The organism is Acinetobacter sp. YH12076, from assembly GCF_013419525.1.
Taxonomy (GTDB): Bacteria; Pseudomonadota; Gammaproteobacteria; order Pseudomonadales; family Moraxellaceae; genus Acinetobacter; species Acinetobacter amyesii.
Window position 1 is genome coordinate 210,835 of record NZ_VOZY01000006.1, and the last position, 17,324, is coordinate 228,158.

Consider the following 17,324-nt stretch of genomic DNA (forward strand, 5'->3'; position numbering starts at 1 on the left):
TAAAGCGCACTAAAAGTTTGAACGTTCATTGAATGAAGACGTTTATGCGGTAAGAACAACGCTATTTACAAAGATAATAAAGAGGATTCATCCATAGGCATTACATAAATGGGGGGCTAGAAAATTTCCCGAATTAAATTTTTATTTTGGTTTTAGGTCAACTGAGTTTTAAATCGACAGTTAAATTATCAGAATCGTATTAGCTGAAAAAATAGTTATAGCGACAAGGATGCAAGCCTAAACTCACACCCATCATGAAAAGTTAAATCAAATGATAAACTTATTGCAATTGTGTCCATTCAATCACAGCTTGAGCTTTATCACCTATCAAAGTCCATTCGCCATCCATTACGTTTAATTGTAAAGACATGGTTCGTTCGCATAACTCTTGAATGGCAGCTGTACTCGCTTCAGATAATTGCCAAATTTCAACATTCTTCAATGTTTTCAGTTTGCTGTTGCGTTTATACCATTCGTCTACTGATGAGCCATAAGTAATCACAGCGACTTGTGGGCAACGAGCACTGGCTTTTTTGACTTTGTCTTCGTCAGGGCAACCGACTTCAATCCATTTCACCAATTGACCTGTTAAATCTTTTTCCCACAGCGCTGGTTCGTCTGTTTCGAAAAGATCTTTGGTAAATTCTAATGCTTCATCTGCATAGCGTGCATATGCCAAGACACGCACCATCAAACGTTCAATCGTTTCAGAAGGATGCAAAGCCATCGTCAATTGATAATCACCATATTGGTGTACATCCATATTGGCAATGTTCAAATCTGCTTTATAAATTGTAGCTTTTAGCGCCATGGTAAAGTCCTCAAATTTGGCGCCTAGCATATAAGATTTAGCAAGCTTTTGCTGCGCTGATTTACTTATTTCTCAGCTTTCTCGGCATCGATACGGCACTGCATTAAGCGATCTTCAAATTCAAGCCATTCACGATCAGTCTGGTAAATAATTTCGACACGATTATCTATACTTTCCTCGCTCGACTGATAATTAAACTGATCGGGATTAAAGTTAAAGGTTTTCCACCCTTGGTCTGTCTGAAAAATACCTTTGATCCGTAGCCAATCTTGCTGCTCACAGAGTAAATCTAACAGGTCAAAAAAATCGAAGGTCCATCGTTTTGGGAGTTTCCAACCTGCGACACTATAACCCTGAGCGGATTCAACATAATGATAAGGCAACTGTTTAATTTCTGTGGGTACATCGACCAGCGTTTGCTTTTGTATCGCCAATAAGGGCTGAATTTTACGAGGACTTCCCATATAGGCAAGATCAATATTTGCCAGTTTTAAATCACCTTTTACAACATTGATCCATTGCTGCTGATACGGTAAATACGCTTGTTTGAGTCGTTCCAAACCAGCTTGATCGGCATCACTCATACAATCAACATGCGACACCACAACGATTTGTGCCACTTTTAGTTGATCGGCATACAGGTTTTGCGACGTCCAATCTTGATCGTGTAAGCGCGAGCCATCGACCACGGTCACCAATGCTCGCATGGCTAAATGCGGATGCCAATGTGGCTCAGTCAATTGCTCCAAAAGCTGTCCCGGATGCCCCAAACCTGTCGGCTCGATAAACAGTCGGTCGGGTTTCACCTCTGACAATAATCGTGACAACGCAATTTGCATCGGCAGTTGGCTGCTACAACATAGACAACCACCCAATAGTTCCTTCACCGCATAACCTTGATCTTGCGGCAACATCTGTTGATCGACCCCGATTTGTCCAAACTCGTTCATCAGTACGGCCCAAGTTTCGCCCGCTGGCTTTTGCTTCAATAACTGCTGTAAAACTGTGGTTTTACCCGCACCTAAAAAGCCAGAAATAATATGAACAGGAATCGCACCGTGGGTAGAAACTAATTTCAAAAGTGAGTCACTCAAAATAAATAGCCAATGATTGATGGCCTTTACCATAATGATTTCAAAAAAATGCTGCAAGCCCAGTCTTCATTTCTCTGTCTTCATTTTCCTAAAGCATAGATCAGTCTCGTATTCCAACGAATTGTATAATCATCTGGCTATTGAACAGCCTGTTTATTCCATTTGCATGAATGCATGACATATCTGGTCACACTTTATTGGCAAAGTTAACTCTTATATTTTAAAAAATGGTTATCTCGAAAAGAATCCTTACATTTGGATTTTAGTGAAATTTCTGGATTCTGCTTATTTACGACATCGATGTAATCATCATGTAAACAATGAATGAATCATGAAGTCGATTTGGTCATTTTTTCTTGCAAAGTTAAATGAAGATTCCGATATTTTTTTACATTTAAAACACAGGATGGAAGGTTATGTATTCATCCAGTTAACCAGTCTGTTTCACTTTGTTGCTCGCATTGATCACTCGGTTTTCTCGATTTAGCATGAGTTCTCTCCTGATGGACGTGATGATCTTTTCAGGACTTACTAAAATATATAAGGATGCTCAAAATGAAATTAACTCAAATTTTACTTGCTTCTACTCTAGCTGCTGCAGCTGCAACAAGTTTTGCTGCGAGCAAAGATAAACAAGAAGCGCCTGAACAAGAAAAAGTAGTGGTTAGCACTCAAGAACAGCCAGCGACTGAAACAACTGCTGCTGAAGGTACTGCTGCTCAACCTGCTTCAGAAGCAAATGCTGAAGGTTCTGCACCAGCTCAACCTGCTCAGTAATAGACGAATAGCGTACTCCACACGCTAAATTCATTTAGTCTGCTGCTCAACATTTATCCCTCACTAATAAAATGTTGTGCTAAATGAATTAAAGTCGCCGGATCATTGAAAAATGGTTCGGCTTTTTTATACTCAAAGCCACTGATTGATAGATTTTAATGATCGATAAATCATTCAAAATGATTGATGATTTTCATATAAATAAATATATATCATCCACTTAAAATAAAACCCTGCAAAAAACACGACAATTCGATTCATCGTTTCGACTTATGCCTAGCTTGTTGAAAGTCTCTGTTTAGAACTTAATAGTGGCATATGTGAAGTGATTGGATGTTTACGCATGAGCAATAAAGCAAATTACACAACGGAAGTTGCCATTCTGGGCGCAGGTCCTGTCGGCTTAACCATTGCAAACTACTTAAGTAAGCAAGGCGTCAATGTCACTGTGATTGAACAACTGGACAGCCTGATTGACTACCCACGTGCGATTGGTATTGATGATGAATCATTACGTACCATCCAATCATTAGGTTTAGTGGACCAAGTGTTACCGCATACGACACCGAACCACGCGATGCGTTTCTTAACCCCTAAAGGCCGTTGTTTCGCAGACATTCAACCGCTCACTCGTGAATTTGGTTTCTCACGTCGTAATGCCTTTATTCAACCACAAGTCGATAATGTACTGCTACAAGGTTTAAAACAGTACGAAACCACAAATGTTTTATTCTCTCGTCAATTGTCTGATTTTAGCCAAGATGCCAATGGTGTAACGCTCAATATTCAAAATAAAGACGGTGAAGCTGAAATAATTCAAGCGCAGTATTTGATTGCTTGTGATGGTGGTAACTCTGTGGTACGTCGTACCCTCAACATCGGCTTCGATGGTAAAACTGCACAGAACCAATGGATTGTAATCGACATCAATAATGACCCACTTGCAACGCCACACATTTACCTATGCTGTGACCCTGTGCGTCCTTATGTATCTGCTGCACTTCCACACGGTATTCGTCGTTTCGAATTTATGGTGATGCCTGGGGAGACTCAAGAAGAATTAAGCAAACCTGAAAACATTGCAAAACTTTTGTCGAAAGTACTTCCAACGACCGATGGTATTGAAGTGATTCGTCAGCGTGTTTATACCCACAATGCGCGTATTGCAGATAAATTCCGTGTAGACCGTATTTTACTTGCAGGCGATGCTGCGCACATCATGCCAGTTTGGCAAGGTCAAGGGTATAACAGTGGTATGCGTGATGCGTTCAACCTTGCGTGGAAAGTTGCAATGGTTGTACAAGGCAAAGCTGGCCCTGCGCTTTTAGATACGTACCAAGTTGAACGTAAAGATCATGCAAAAGCAATGATTGATCTTTCTGTAATGGCGGGTCATGTCCTTGCGCCACCAAAAAAATGGCAAGGTTTCGTGCGTGATGGTATCGCCTATGCACTCAATTACATCAAACCGATCAAACAATATCTATTGGAAATGCGCTTCAAGCCAATGCCGAAGTACAACGATGGTGCATTGATCAATAACGGTGTTAAAGACTCACCTGTGGGTAAAATGTTCATTCAACCACATGTTCAACTTGAATCTGGTGAGAAAGTCCTACTTGATGAAGTCATCGGTAACGACTTTGCAATCATTGCTTGGGGCGTCGATCCAAAATGGGGTCTGTCAGATGCAACCATGAAAAAATGGCAAAAATTGGGCGTTAAATTTATCCAAGTATTGCCTGCTGTTCAGCTTAGCAATGAAAATCGCACCAAGTACGACAATGTGATTACGATTGGTGATATTGGTACTGATATTCGTGGTTGGTTTGGTAAAACCACTGAATCTATTACGATTCTTCGCCCAGACCGTTTTGTTGCAGCGATTGCAATTCCACAAACTTTAGACAGCGTGAGCCAACAATTGTTTGCAAAATTGCATGCTTAATTGGGTTTAGTACCCAATTAAAAAAACCACGCACATCGCGTGGTTTTTTTTGACGACAAATCGGTTTAAACCGACTGAAAACAATGCACATCTTTTACCGATTCACGTTGCTGAATCTGCTGAATAAAAGGTTTAAATTCCTCTAAATATGGCAATATTTTGAATGAAATGGCATACACCATCCAATAAGCTAAATACAAATCTGCTGCGCTAATTTTATCCCCCAACAGATATGGCTGGGCCTGCGCAAGCCCTGTTTTAATAAAATCTAAAAGTATTTTTTCATTACCAAAACTCAAACTGCCACGTTTCTCATCCATCAACTCTGTGCTAATGCCGACATTTTTCATGTCCATGTATTCAGTCAGCGGACCATGACAGAAAAACATCCATTTCAAATATTCACCACGTTTGGGATCATCCAATGCGGGTGCCAAACCTTTGTCACTGAATTTATCGGCTAAATAACTAAAGATGGCTGCGGTCTCACTAATCACGACAATACCATCGACCAAGCAGGGAACTTTGCCCATGGGATTAATCTTGAGATATGCCGCTTGGTGCATCTCTTCATATGGCACTTCAATAATCTCAACTTCTGACTCGATGTCTAATTCTTTCAATAAAGGCAGAATAGTATTACTGCGTGAGCGTGGATTGCTGTAGAGTTTCATTGCTGGGTTCATTGTAGATATCCTTATTTTCATCCTTGTTGTTCTGTCTATGACTATACGCGGCTTTATGTAGAATTATGTTGCGTTCATCCCTGCTTTAAACACTTTCCGATACAATACGCCCGACTAATAATTACGCTAAATTTGAATTTATATTTAAAGCAAAAAGTATTTACTCTGACTTTCTGATAATCAAACAATTGAGCTCTACATCGATGAAAAATAAATATTTAATTGCCATGTTTACGGTGATTTTAATTTCAGGCTGTTCCAAGAAAACCGAAGAAATGGCAACTGAAGCCAGCGCAGATGCACAACCTGCTCAAGTCAGCACACAGCAAGATCAAGCAGCGGAAAGCACTTCCAATGAGCCGTCTACCACGCCTGGAACAACACAAAAACCTGAAACTATTTTAAATGAGCAGGTCAACCCAGCCGAAGCCTCTCGTAAAATGGTACGAGAAGCCAATGTCAGTTTTGAGTCGAAAGATGTCGTTAAAACGGCCTTAGAAATTGAAAAACTGACGCTAAGTTTAGGCGGCTTTATTGAACAGAAAAATATCGACTTTGTGGTGCAAGAGAGTCGATCCTACCCGATTGCTGACGGCAAAATTAAAATCTTTGAAAAAGTAAATCCGCAAGCGGAAATGATCATTCGTGTGCCAAGTGAAAAAGCTGCACATTTCGTTAATCAACTGTTGCCCCTTATGCATTTTTTGAACCGTCAGCAATATTCGGCAAAACGCTATGAGCTAAAACTACTCGAAGAAAAAATGTCGCAAACACAGGTCGTGCCCGACCATGTTGCAGCAGCACAAATCAATGAAATCTCACGCCTGACTCGCTTAGAAGTTCAAGATCGTGTCCGCTATAGCACGATTTTGATTGGCTTTACTCAACCTGCCACTGTCCGTGAACATATCGATATTAACCTTGATGCTATTGCGCAGTTAAATGGCGATAGTTTCTGGCAAAGAGCGTGGTACGGTATTCAAAAAGGTTGGCAATTTGTGTTGAGCCTGCTGGTTATTCTCATTACGATTTGGCCAATCTATATGATTATTATTATCGGTTTGATTGCCTACCGTGTGATGAAACCTTATTTACAAAAGTGGTTTAAATAAATCAGAGTGACAATGACTATGTCTCATTGAGTCTTTGATTAAAAATACGATAACTAAAAAAATCCCGAAGCGCTTAATTCGGGATTTTTTCATTTAAATCTTAGGGCAATATTTAAAGGCTTAGAAAAATCCCATATAGAACTGCTCTTTTAATACTTTTAAAATCAACTCGATCGCATCATTTTTACGATCTTTTCGATAGCTCGCATACAGACCAATGGTCGGCAAGGGTTCAACTGTACTTTTAACCAATATTTTATCACCGAGCAATGGAATGACATAAGACGGTACCAAACTCCATCCCACGCCCATACCGACCAAATTGACATTTAACAAAATATTGGTCGAATGCTGTACCAAGTTCACATTCAGTTTATTTTGCTTAAAGAAATCTTGAATAATTCGGTATAGCTCAGGTGATGAGTGTTCATCGCTAATAATAAAATCCTGATTATTCATGTTTTTAATGCTGATATGCCGCTGTTCTGCAACAGGCGAATTTTTCGGTACAATCAGCGCCAAAGGCTCAGTAAAAATCTGAACAGATTCTATATCAGGGCTTTCTTCGACATAACGGGTAAAGGCAATATCAATCTCTCCTTTACGCACTGCACTGATTTGATCGACATCCATTAAACTATGAAAATGAATTTTTAACTCAGGAAACTGAGCTCGAATATTTGGCATGATATAAGGAAAGACCTTCATTTCAGCCACAGGAACAAAGCCGATATTCAGTTGTTCTTTACTGAGCTGCGCAATTTGACGCGCATCTATCATGGCTTTTTCAGCATGCTCTAAACTCAAACGCGCTTCTTTTAAAAAGGCCTGACCTTCTGCAGTCAGTTCAACTTTTCGGTTGGTTCGCATCAATAATTGCACCCCAACTTCCTGTTCTAGGTCTTTAATTTGCTGACTTAAAGAAGGTTGCACAGTACACATTCGCTGCGCAGCCTTGGTAAAATTTAGCTCTTCGGCAACCGCAACAAAATATCGTAGATGTCGTAATTCCATTATTCAGCTCCTAAAGCACTGCGTTTGAATTGGTTTGCCACGAATAGACGATACATCCACGTAGTGAACAGCACCATCACCGCACAAAATAAATAGGTTGCCTGAAATCCAAAGTATGCAATCAGCACACCCATAATGACCGAACCGACAGCAAGGCCAATATCAAACAAGGCAAAAAAGGTGGATATCGCATGTCCCATTCGGGCTTTTTCTACCGTTTGAATCGCGACCGTTTGCAGGCATGGGAACACTGAACCGTAGCCGATGCCCATAAAAACTGCCGATATCCAAAGCACCCATTGATTCGTGAGAAAACTCACAACCACCAAACCAATGGCAAAGCAAATAAAGGATGGATAGATGACTGCACTCGGGCCTTTGCGATCATAAACTTTGCCAACCCAAGGACGGACGAGCAACATCGACACAGCAAAGACAATAAAAAAGATACTGGTATAAGCGAGTAAATGCTTCAACTCTGCATAAGCGGTGATAAAGCTCATCACACTCGAATATGCAAATGCGGTCAGCAATGCCACAAAACTGATGGCAAGTACCCGTGTTTCTATCACATCACGCCATTGGATGGCTGCGGATTGGCTCGCTTGATCACTTGACTTATGCTGTACGTGTTCTTGTACTTGAACTAACCACGTAAAAATATAGCCCACTGCAACCAATAAGGCTAACACTGCAAATAAGGTACTAAAACTGCTGAATTGAATCATACTCAGCGCTAAAAATGGCCCGATCACCACGCCTAAGTTGGTCGACATGACAAAGTAACCCATGCCTTCGCCTTTTCGATGATCTGGGATGTAATCATTTACGATGGGAACATTGACCGTGGTTAATATACTGAACCAAAAACCATGTAAAAAACGAATGACCAACAACGACCACATGCTGTCAATCCACAAATAACTCAGCGCAAAAACGACAAAGATAAAGCCTGAAATACGCACAGAATTGGCTTTACCAAAACGTTCAATGATCATGCCGGAAAAGGGACGAATCGCAATGGATGACACCAAAAACAGCGTTAAAGCCATACCCGCTTGCTGAATCGAACCACCCAATTCTTTCATAATATAAATGGGCAATATTGTCAGCAACGCAAAGTAATAGCTAAATAAAAACATGTTATTACACAGACAAAAAACGAAAGACTTGTTCCATAGCGATGCCTGATGTTGAGTAGTCATGAGGTCATTGTCTCGCTGCTACGCGTGGCTTGGGACTGCATAAAAATCGGGTTTAGCGCCAACTGCACCAGTCGCTTGATATAGTCTTCATCTGGCTGGGTATTAAAGAAAATGATCTGATAATGAATCGGGCCGTACAACATGTCCAACATGAGTTCGAAAGGATAATCTGCGCGAATTTCTCCTCGTTGAATGGCCAATTGAATCAGCTCACGTGTGGCTTCTCGTCGAGGTAATAAATACTGTTTAAAAAACTCACCCGCTGCTTCACGATGCTCCGCCAATACAACCAACAATGCTCGACCTACGTGCTGATTTAAAGCCCGTGATAGTTTGAGCAATTGTTGATTTAGATTGAACTCCAAACTTTGTGATAAATCGAGTTCAAACACCGACGCGGTGTGCGCTTTAAAAGCATCGAAAACCAGATCGGACTTATGCTTCCACCAACGGTAAATCGTCGATTTTCCCACGCCTGCGCGAGCCGCAATGTCTTCAATGGTCATGCTTCGATAATCACTTTCCGCCAAAGCATCTGTGACCGCTTGTAAGATACATTGCTTACGCCGAGAAGTTTTTTCAGTTTCACTCATAATTTAAAAACGAAACGCTACGTATCGTTTTATATTAAACAGTATTGGACTGAATGACTATCTTTAACTGAGCTTCGAAGAATAAACTTTAGTCGCACACTCGGAACTCAAATCTCAACTGCACTCTCCAGACGAATTTCAGAATACAAAAAAGATCGCCTAAGCGATCTTTTCAAATATTCAGCCACCAAAGTGATTAGCTTTGTGTCGACTTTTTATAAATACTGCAAGAAGGATGATGATTTTCCTGTAAACGTGCCACTTTACGTTGTTCCGCAGCTTCGAAACGACAACGTTTCCAGTCATTATCTAGATTCAATGCTGGAATTTGTTTCGGCTTACCTTGATCATCAACAGCGACCATTGTGAAATAGCAACTATTGGTATGACGTACTGTACGTTTTTGAATGTTCTGCGCTTCAACACGAATACCAATTTCCATTGAAGTACGACCAACATGGTTCACACTTGCAAGGAAAGTCACTAACTCACCCACGTGAATTGGTTCTTTAAAATTCACTTTATCAACTGATAGTGTCACCACGTAGCTACCAGAATAGCGACTTGCACAAGCATACGCGACTTGGTCTAACAATTTTAGAATCGTTCCACCATGCACATTACCCGAAAAATTCGCCATGTCAGGAGTCATTAAAACTGACATCGATAATTCTGACTGGTCGTCTAGTGCATTCGCAATTTGATCTAATGGGGACATCTTGTTTCTCTAGACTCGTGATATAACAATGATTAATGTGATTATTATATAGATTTTAATCAAAATTAAATGTTCAAATCGGCAAAAAAACCATCATTATTATTTATAGTGATCATACCATCATTCAGTAAAATATATATCGATAACGATATACACCCAATAAACAAGTATTTATCGCGCTATCTATCAGTTTTTTAATCCAAGCTATGCTGTGTTTTATATTTAAAACATATTCATTAAAACGCGTTGTTCATCGATTCAACATAGCACGGCATTAAACTTAATCTTCTAAGACTTTTAACATCTCGAAAGATACGTTGTCATAGCTGGTTTTTTGTCCACCATCATTGGTACTTTCTAGCGTGTAAGAATTATCTACATGTACATGAGTGACAATAAATACGTTATCTTCCATCATCGCAAGCTTTACTTTTTGTCCTACATCAAGCGTTTTCATCTACAGCCACCTTTAAAATATTTATTGGTTTTAAGTATTAATAACCTGATGATATTCTAAACACTTCAACAGTATTGGTAAACGTAAGCACATGAATAAAAACGCTAATATAGGTATATACTCTTAAAATCTACATAAAACCAATTAATATGATTTTCTTAATTAATTTCAAATAATTAACTGTATATTTTCGTATCATTACGATTTTTATATTTGGCAAATCTTGTGATTAAGACCTAAAACCAATCAACATCCAATATATTAATGATTACTGGATACTATTGAGCATGGGAAAAGCTGAGAGCAAAAATTAAAATGCTTTGCTGAAATAAAAATGCACCCTGAGAGGTGAACAGGATGCATATCAATTTGCTGATCTTACCTGCCTAATCTTTGGCTGCTAAATAAGGAATATGATGTCCCTTGCTATATTGATGTTCAGCATAAACACGAGAAATCTCTCCAAGTTTTTCCAAGGTTGCCTCTTCACCTGCAAGCATCGTCGCTTCACGCCCTTTCACATCAAATATATGTGCTTTTTCACGTAAATCAGGTTGAATCACAATGTCTGCTCGCTTGAGCTCTTCTTGAGCTAAACGATTTTGCATAATATTGATATTTTGGTTAAACAAGCCCCAAACATTCGACGTTTCGGTATGAATCGGTCGTGCCAAAATATCCACCGCAATAATAATATCTGCCCCTAAATCGCGTGCAACGTCCACAGGAACAGGACTGACCAAGCCACCATCGACATATTCTGTATCTTCAATAATCGTTGGAATAAACATACTCGGAATCGACACCGAAGCACGAACGGCCTGTCCCGTATTACCATAGTTGAACACGACTTTTTTGCCATCCTTTAACTCGGTTGCCACCACATACATTGGGGTTTTCAGCAACTCTAAAGGCACGTCATCAACTTGCTCATTAATATAATCTTCAACTTTTTTACCATCAAAAAAGCCTTTTTTGTCCAAGCGTATTTCTCGAACATCATTGGCTTTCATATTTAAGGCGATATCTCTTAACTCATTGGCACTTTTACCTGATGCATAGATTGAACCCACAATGCTACCCGCACTGGTTCCAACAATAAAATCTGGGTGTATTCCCTGCTGTTCAAGTATTTGAATGGCGCCAATGTGTGCATAACCACGTGCCCCACCACTCCCTAAAACCAAAGCAACAATCGGACGCTTTTCCTGCTTTTTCACTTTTTTAAAGTCAATGCGGTTATTCGCCACTTGAGCAGGTGCTGCTGTATAAGTTCGAATTTGTGATGTTGTTTCAGCGCTGACCTTTTTTGAGCCCACACTTTGACAACCTACAAGGCTGATTGCGAATGCAGTCATCAAAACAGTTATGCTTTTCATTGAGAGATATTCCAAATGCAACTCGAGATTTGAAGAGAAAAAGTAGTCTAATCAGTCCACATTCACGTCACTGTTATTATTCGTTAATGCCTCTGACCGATGCACATTATATTGACATACAACCTAGAAAGTCATTGGCTGTCAAAGTTTCAATGTTTAGCAGAATTTCCACATCAAGATCCAAAACATTGTCTAGCAAAAAAAGCCCCGATAACGGAGCTTTTTAAAGTTAATTTTTGACTTTACCAAATATCGGAATTAACGCGATCCTTATATTTTGGATGTTCATCCATTTTAAATACTGGCTCTTTTACACCCCGTTTTAACTGTGAGGTGTAGTCTTTCATCAGCATCAATAAGAATGGCGTCAGCAATAAAATCGCAAAGAGGTTAATACTCGCCATCACGCCCATGAAGAGATCCGCTAAGTTCCAAATCAGTGGTACACTCATGATTGAGCCAAAGTACACCATCATGAGGACGACTACGCGGAATATAAACATGACCTTAGGATTGTTATTGATAAACTGCACATTACCTTCAGCATAAGCATAGTTACCGATTACTGAAGAATAAGCGAATAAGAACAAGATTATGGCAAGGAAGTCATCTCCCCATGCGCCAATCTGGCTTTCAAGCGCCATTTGCGTCAAAGCAACACCCTCAAAGCCTGCATTTTCATACAAGCCAGATGCCAAAATAATGATCGCCGTACAGGTACACACCACAAATGTATCGACAAAGACACCGAGCATCTGAACCAGGCCTTGATTGACCGGGTGTTTAACATCTGATGCTGCCGCAGCATTCGGAGCAGAACCCATACCCGCTTCGTTTGAGAATAATCCACGCTTAATGCCTTGCATCATCGCCATAGAAACCATAGCACCGAAGAAACCACCAGCCGCAGCATCAAACTCAAATGCTTTGCTGAATATTAACTGGAAGATATCAGGCAAGATTGCAAAGTTGGCAAAAGCGATATAGAGCGCGACTGCCAAATAAAGTAATGCCATAAATGGAACAAAACGTTCTGCCACTTTTGCAATACGCTTAATACCACCAAAAATAATCAGCGCTGTTATAAAGACAAGGAATAACCCTACCCATGAAATTTCAAAACTAAAACCGCCCAAACTCAATACTAGATTGGCTTTATCCCAACCCCAAGCATGTGAAGTTGCACCCGTAATGGCATTGGCTTGTACTGCATTAAACACAAAGCCATAGGTTGAAATCAGGGCAATCGCAAATACTACACCCAACCATTTTTGTTTTAAGCCTTGGGTAATGTAATAAGCTGGTCCACCACGGAATTGCTGATTTTGCGTATCACGCACTTTAAAGAGCTGTGCAAGTGAAGATTCAACAAATGCAGAACTCATCCCTAAAAATGCCGTCATCCACATCCAAAAGACTGCACCCGGCCCACCAATTGCAATCGCAATTGCAACACCTGCGACATTACCCACACCGACACGACTTGCCAGTCCAGTCACAAAGGCTTGGAATGGTGTAATCCCATGCTCATCATCGCCTTCTTTACGGCTAGATTTCATCACTTTAATACTATGAAAAAATAGACGAATCTGAACTGCACCAGTGATTAAGGTATAAAAAATACCAACCGCCACTAAAAGTACGACTAAGAAATCCCAAAGTGGGTCATTAAAAATTTTAATCCACCCCAACAGGGTTTCATTTAATTGTTCATTCATATTCAACCCTAGTTTTAAATGGTCAAAAGTATGAAAAGCTCTTTTCTGAAGAGCCTTTCTAAATTAAGCAAAGAATTTAAGAATTAATTGAATAACTGTTGCGTTAATCAAATCAACAAAAAATGCGCCACATAAAGGAACGATTAGGAAAGCCTTATGAGATGGACCATACATATTGGTAATGGCTTGCATATTTGCAACTGCGGTAGGTGTTGCCCCCATACCAAAACCACAATGACCCGCCGCTAAAACCGCAGCATCATAATTTTTGCCCATTACACGGAAAGTGATAAACGCAGCATATAGTGCCATTGTTAATGTTTGGGCTCCCAAAATCACAACTAATGGTCCTGCAAGATCTGATAGCTGCCATAGTTTCAACGATAATAGTGCCATTGCTAAGTACAGTGATAATGAAGCATTACCAAATACATCAATTGCACGATCAAATATTTGTACACGGAAAATACCTTCTAATACATTACGTAAAATGACACCACCAGCTAAAGCCCATACAAATGTCGGTAATTCAAACATCGTACCTTTACTGAAAGCCGTCATAAAATCAGCAAATGCTAAACAGCCAGCAAATAAGCCCAAAGTCGTAATTGCATTATCTGCGGTAATTAAACGAACACGATGTGGATATTCAAAAGGTACATATTCTGTTGAATTAATATCAGCTAGTGGTGTGTTATCACTACGCTCAATTTGCTCATTCGTGCGCGGAGTTGCTAGGTGATAACGATTAATTAGCAACTTAGCTAATGGTCCACCAATAATACCACCAATGATTAAACCAAAAGTTGCACTTGCCATACCTAAAGCTAATGCACCTTGTATACCGTGTTCAACTTCAAGAATTTCACCCCATGCACCAGCTGTACCATGACCACCTGTCAACGTAATTGAACCTGCAATCAAACCAATCAGTGGATCAATACCCAATAAAGTGGCAAGACTGATACCAACGACATCCTGCACAACAATGAAAGAAGCAACGGCTACCAGAAAAATAACAAGACCAATTCCGCCTTCTTTCAATTTGGCAAAGTTTGCGCTTAAACCAATGGATGCGAAGAAAATCAGCATAAAACTGGTTTGTAATTCACTACTCGTAGTAATGCTATAACCCCAAATGCTATGTACAACCAATGAAATTATTGCAGCAACCAAACCACCAGCTACGGGCTCAGGAATATTGTAACGCCTCAAAAAACTGATTTTATTTACCAAAAAACGTCCTAATAAAAGAACGATCACCGCCGCAATTAAGGTATAAAATGCGTTAAAGCTAAATTCCATAATAATTTGTCCAAAATGGTTAGAATATTTATTAGTCCAATTAATAGAAATTAGTAGCGTTTATTAATTAAAATACAATTCCAATTTGTAAATTTAACCAATAAATCAGGCTACCAGCTATCATTGCCAATCATAAATATTCATCATCTGATTCAAATATGTATGCCTGAGTTAAAAAAAGTGAAAACTCAATTCGACAAAACAAATCCATAAAAGCAGTTCATACTTACTAAACCAACACTTACTACAATATTCATATCATAGATGAAATACATAAAATCAAATGCTGATTAGAAAAGTCGCACATTATGCGTGGAGTGAAATAAAATTTCAGCACTTTTTATTACAAAAAGTTAATTTTCCTATAATTTAAAGTTATATCTAATTGTTTTTATTTAAATGCATTCGCAATTTTTATCTATATAAAATATTAAAGATTTGAACATAATGTATTATAGGACGTGGTTCAACGCCTGCCTTAACCAGTACGACATCATGACTCAGGCGATTTAGTGAATCCATCTACTTAGTACTGCGAGTTCATTTGCGTTGAAACATCCACATTTAAACAAAAAAAGCCTGAACTGAGTCAGGCTTTTTTGATCGATTCTTTTCGATGATTTAGCTTAGAAGCTATATTTAGCCATTAAGCCAACGCGGTCATCGTTATAAGATTCACCCGCAAAGTTTTTGCGTTTACCGTTCACATATTCCAAGCCAAGTTCAACTGGTTTTACAGGTGCGTAAATAAAGTTAATCCAAGCTTGCTGTGCTTCTTCGTTTGCATTTGAGTTAGATGCATCTTTCGCATACGCGCTGCCATCATCCGCAAATAGCGCGCCGTAAGCTAAAGTCGAACGTAGTTTTTCATTAAACTTATAAGTTGCACCCACTTGTACAGCAGTGAATTTGTTTTGCTCGATGTTGCCATCTACCACAGAGTAAGCCGAGTTAGAACCATATAAATAGTTGCTGTTGCCTTCTGTATACGAAACATCACCATTCAATTTCAATTGATCAGTCACTGCATAAGATGCACCCGCTGCTACACCCCAAGCTGTTTCTGTATCATCCGCAGTTTTAGATTTGTAGTTTTCAACCAATGCACGAGCTGAAGCGGTACCTTTCCCAGCAGCAAAACCTTGAGTCACTTTGGCAGTTAAGTTTGGAAGGCGATACGTCGGATCTGCAGCAACAGTCCCTTTACTATCCCCTTCTTCCGCAGAAACAAATAATTGAGTATCTGGAGCTAACTTGTAGTTATAACGAACTTGAGGAATACGTGTAGTACCACCACCCAAGTTTGTATTGAAATCAATCATTTCTGGTGCATGACTAGACAAGAAGTTAGATGTCGTTTGACCAAATAACCAGTTGTTAAAGGTTAAATAACCATGACGTAGACGAATAGTTTCGCCACTTCCATTGAAATCGACCTCGATTTTACCGCCCACTTTATCATCACCACCGACGGGTGCTGTAAAATCTAAACCAAAACGCGTGGTTTTTGCTGTCGCACGTAATTTATCTTTTGTATTTCCATCTGTAGACGCAATTTTGTTGAAGTCATCATCAGCACCTTCGATGATGTAGTTCGCATCACCACGAACAAAACCGTAAAGACTTACATCTGCACCTGTTTTAGATTTTAAGCTTGCAGTTGGAGTAGCTGGTGGCGGTGGTGGTGCAACAGGACGCGCTTTAACTTGCTGAATCTCGGTTTGTTGCTGTTGTTGAACTTGCTGCTGCGCTTTAATCAAACTTTTCAGTTCTGCAACTTCTGCACGTAATTGTTCAATTTCAGAAGTATTGCTGCCTGCATGAGCCATTGATACCGTTACCAAACTCATGGCAACAACAAGGGTTTTCATTGGGTGGAATACAGTTTGAGTTTTCATCCTAAGCTCTCTATTGTCCTGTCATTGTTGTATGCCCTAACTCCGGGCGCTTTGTTATTCGCCTATTTGAGCGGACAAATTTCAAGCTGCCTATCCGTGCTTTAGTCGCATTAACGCCCCAACTTGTTGCCCCTAATAACGAAATACTTGAAAGCAATAAGCAAAAACACTGAATCCATCACTGAAAATAGACTGAAATATTTAGTTAAAATTCGGACTTAGCCGATTCAGATGGCAAAATAGCTCAACACACATACCTTAAAGGTAAAAATCCATACTCTGTAGGTATGCAATAAAAACGATAAAATCCGACATATTACCGATAGAGACATTCACAATGTATTTATCCAGCATAACGTAATGTATTTAATGCAAATAATACTTATTTATCAGTTGCTCTATTTCATTAGAGTGAGACAACAGCGATCCACCGTATCACTAATTATTTCCAAGTGGATGATTGTTTAGATATAAGTTTCGAGTAAACAGATACTGCCCTCACAATGGGAAAATAGCGCCCTCTTCTAAAGTTATGGATGATGAACATTTATAATGAGTGACGTGGATATTTGATCAATAATACTAGTACGTTGATGACTGACGTTTAAG

15 protein-coding genes are annotated in these 17,324 nt (G+C 39.6%); 3 read left to right on the top strand and 12 right to left on the bottom strand.

Annotation, left to right across the window (positions count from 1 at the left end):
• Nucleotides 1-280 precede the first annotated feature (280 nt).
• Both FTU22_RS08010 and FTU22_RS08015 read right to left on the bottom strand, forming a co-directional pair.
• Nucleotides 281-811: a YaeQ family protein gene (locus FTU22_RS08010; RefSeq protein WP_168379277.1), complete on the bottom strand. Its 531-nt coding sequence runs from the start codon at nt 809-811 to the stop codon at nt 281-283.
• A 65-nt stretch (nt 812-876) separates the two neighbouring features.
• Nucleotides 877-1,890, bottom strand: a complete 1,014-nt coding sequence (locus FTU22_RS08015) for a GTP-binding protein (protein ID WP_180093874.1) — start codon at nt 1,888-1,890, stop codon at nt 877-879.
• A 570-nt stretch (nt 1,891-2,460) separates the two neighbouring features.
• Here FTU22_RS08015 and FTU22_RS08020 point away from each other — a divergent pair.
• On the top strand, nt 2,461-2,682 hold the full coding sequence (locus tag FTU22_RS08020; protein ID WP_078191424.1) for a hypothetical protein: 222 nt from the start codon (nt 2,461-2,463) through the stop codon (nt 2,680-2,682).
• A 343-nt stretch (nt 2,683-3,025) separates the two neighbouring features.
• Nucleotides 3,026-4,630: a bifunctional 3-(3-hydroxy-phenyl)propionate/3-hydroxycinnamic acid hydroxylase gene (locus FTU22_RS08025; RefSeq protein WP_180093831.1), complete on the top strand. Its 1,605-nt coding sequence runs from the start codon at nt 3,026-3,028 to the stop codon at nt 4,628-4,630.
• 65 nt (nt 4,631-4,695) lie between these two features.
• Here the strand turns inward: FTU22_RS08025 and FTU22_RS08030 are convergent, their stop codons facing one another.
• Complete coding sequence (locus FTU22_RS08030; protein WP_180093875.1) at nt 4,696-5,304, bottom strand: glutathione S-transferase family protein; 609 nt, start codon at nt 5,302-5,304, stop codon at nt 4,696-4,698.
• 215 nt (nt 5,305-5,519) lie between these two features.
• Here FTU22_RS08030 and FTU22_RS08035 point away from each other — a divergent pair, with 215 nt between their 5' ends.
• Entirely contained in the window at nt 5,520-6,428 is a 909-nt protein-coding gene (locus FTU22_RS08035; RefSeq protein WP_180093833.1) for a DUF4349 domain-containing protein, read from the top strand.
• Nucleotides 6,429-6,548: 120 nt separating this feature from the next.
• Here FTU22_RS08035 and FTU22_RS08040 read toward each other — a convergent pair whose 3' ends face one another.
• The 9 genes from FTU22_RS08040 to FTU22_RS08080 all read right to left on the bottom strand — a co-directional run bounded on the left by FTU22_RS08040 (nt 6,549) and on the right by FTU22_RS08080 (nt 16,715).
• Nucleotides 6,549-7,442: a LysR substrate-binding domain-containing protein gene (locus FTU22_RS08040; protein WP_078191428.1), complete on the bottom strand. Its 894-nt coding sequence runs from the start codon at nt 7,440-7,442 to the stop codon at nt 6,549-6,551.
• Nucleotides 7,442-8,647 (bottom strand): MFS transporter, encoded by a 1,206-nt coding sequence (locus FTU22_RS08045; RefSeq protein WP_180093835.1) that lies wholly within the window; start codon nt 8,645-8,647, stop codon nt 7,442-7,444. The genes FTU22_RS08040 and FTU22_RS08045 overlap by 1 nt, the downstream gene beginning before the upstream one ends.
• Entirely contained in the window at nt 8,644-9,240 is a 597-nt protein-coding gene (locus FTU22_RS08050) for a TetR/AcrR family transcriptional regulator (RefSeq protein ID WP_111885574.1), read from the bottom strand. Before FTU22_RS08050 ends, FTU22_RS08045 begins: the two co-directional genes overlap by 4 nt.
• Nucleotides 9,241-9,436: 196 nt before the next feature.
• Nucleotides 9,437-9,958, bottom strand: a complete 522-nt coding sequence (locus FTU22_RS08055; protein ID WP_078192241.1) for an acyl-CoA thioesterase — start codon at nt 9,956-9,958, stop codon at nt 9,437-9,439.
• Between the two features lie 280 nt (nt 9,959-10,238).
• Nucleotides 10,239-10,415 carry a hypothetical protein gene (locus tag FTU22_RS08060; protein ID WP_171263721.1) on the bottom strand — a complete coding sequence of 59 codons (177 nt, stop codon included), beginning with the start codon at nt 10,413-10,415 and terminating at the stop codon, nt 10,239-10,241.
• A gap of 386 nt (nt 10,416-10,801) precedes the next feature.
• Nucleotides 10,802-11,794, bottom strand: a complete 993-nt coding sequence (locus FTU22_RS08065; RefSeq protein WP_180009823.1) for a patatin-like phospholipase family protein — start codon at nt 11,792-11,794, stop codon at nt 10,802-10,804.
• A 242-nt stretch (nt 11,795-12,036) separates the two neighbouring features.
• Nucleotides 12,037-13,512, bottom strand: coding sequence for a sodium:alanine symporter family protein (locus FTU22_RS08070; RefSeq protein ID WP_180093837.1), 1,476 nt, complete (start codon nt 13,510-13,512; stop codon nt 12,037-12,039).
• A gap of 63 nt (nt 13,513-13,575) precedes the next feature.
• On the bottom strand, nt 13,576-14,817 hold the full coding sequence (gltS, locus tag FTU22_RS08075; RefSeq protein WP_078192244.1) for a sodium/glutamate symporter: 1,242 nt from the start codon (nt 14,815-14,817) through the stop codon (nt 13,576-13,578).
• Between the two features lie 626 nt (nt 14,818-15,443).
• On the bottom strand, nt 15,444-16,715 hold the full coding sequence (locus FTU22_RS08080) for a DcaP family trimeric outer membrane transporter (protein ID WP_180093839.1): 1,272 nt from the start codon (nt 16,713-16,715) through the stop codon (nt 15,444-15,446).
• Between the last annotated feature and the right edge of the window lie 609 nt (nt 16,716-17,324).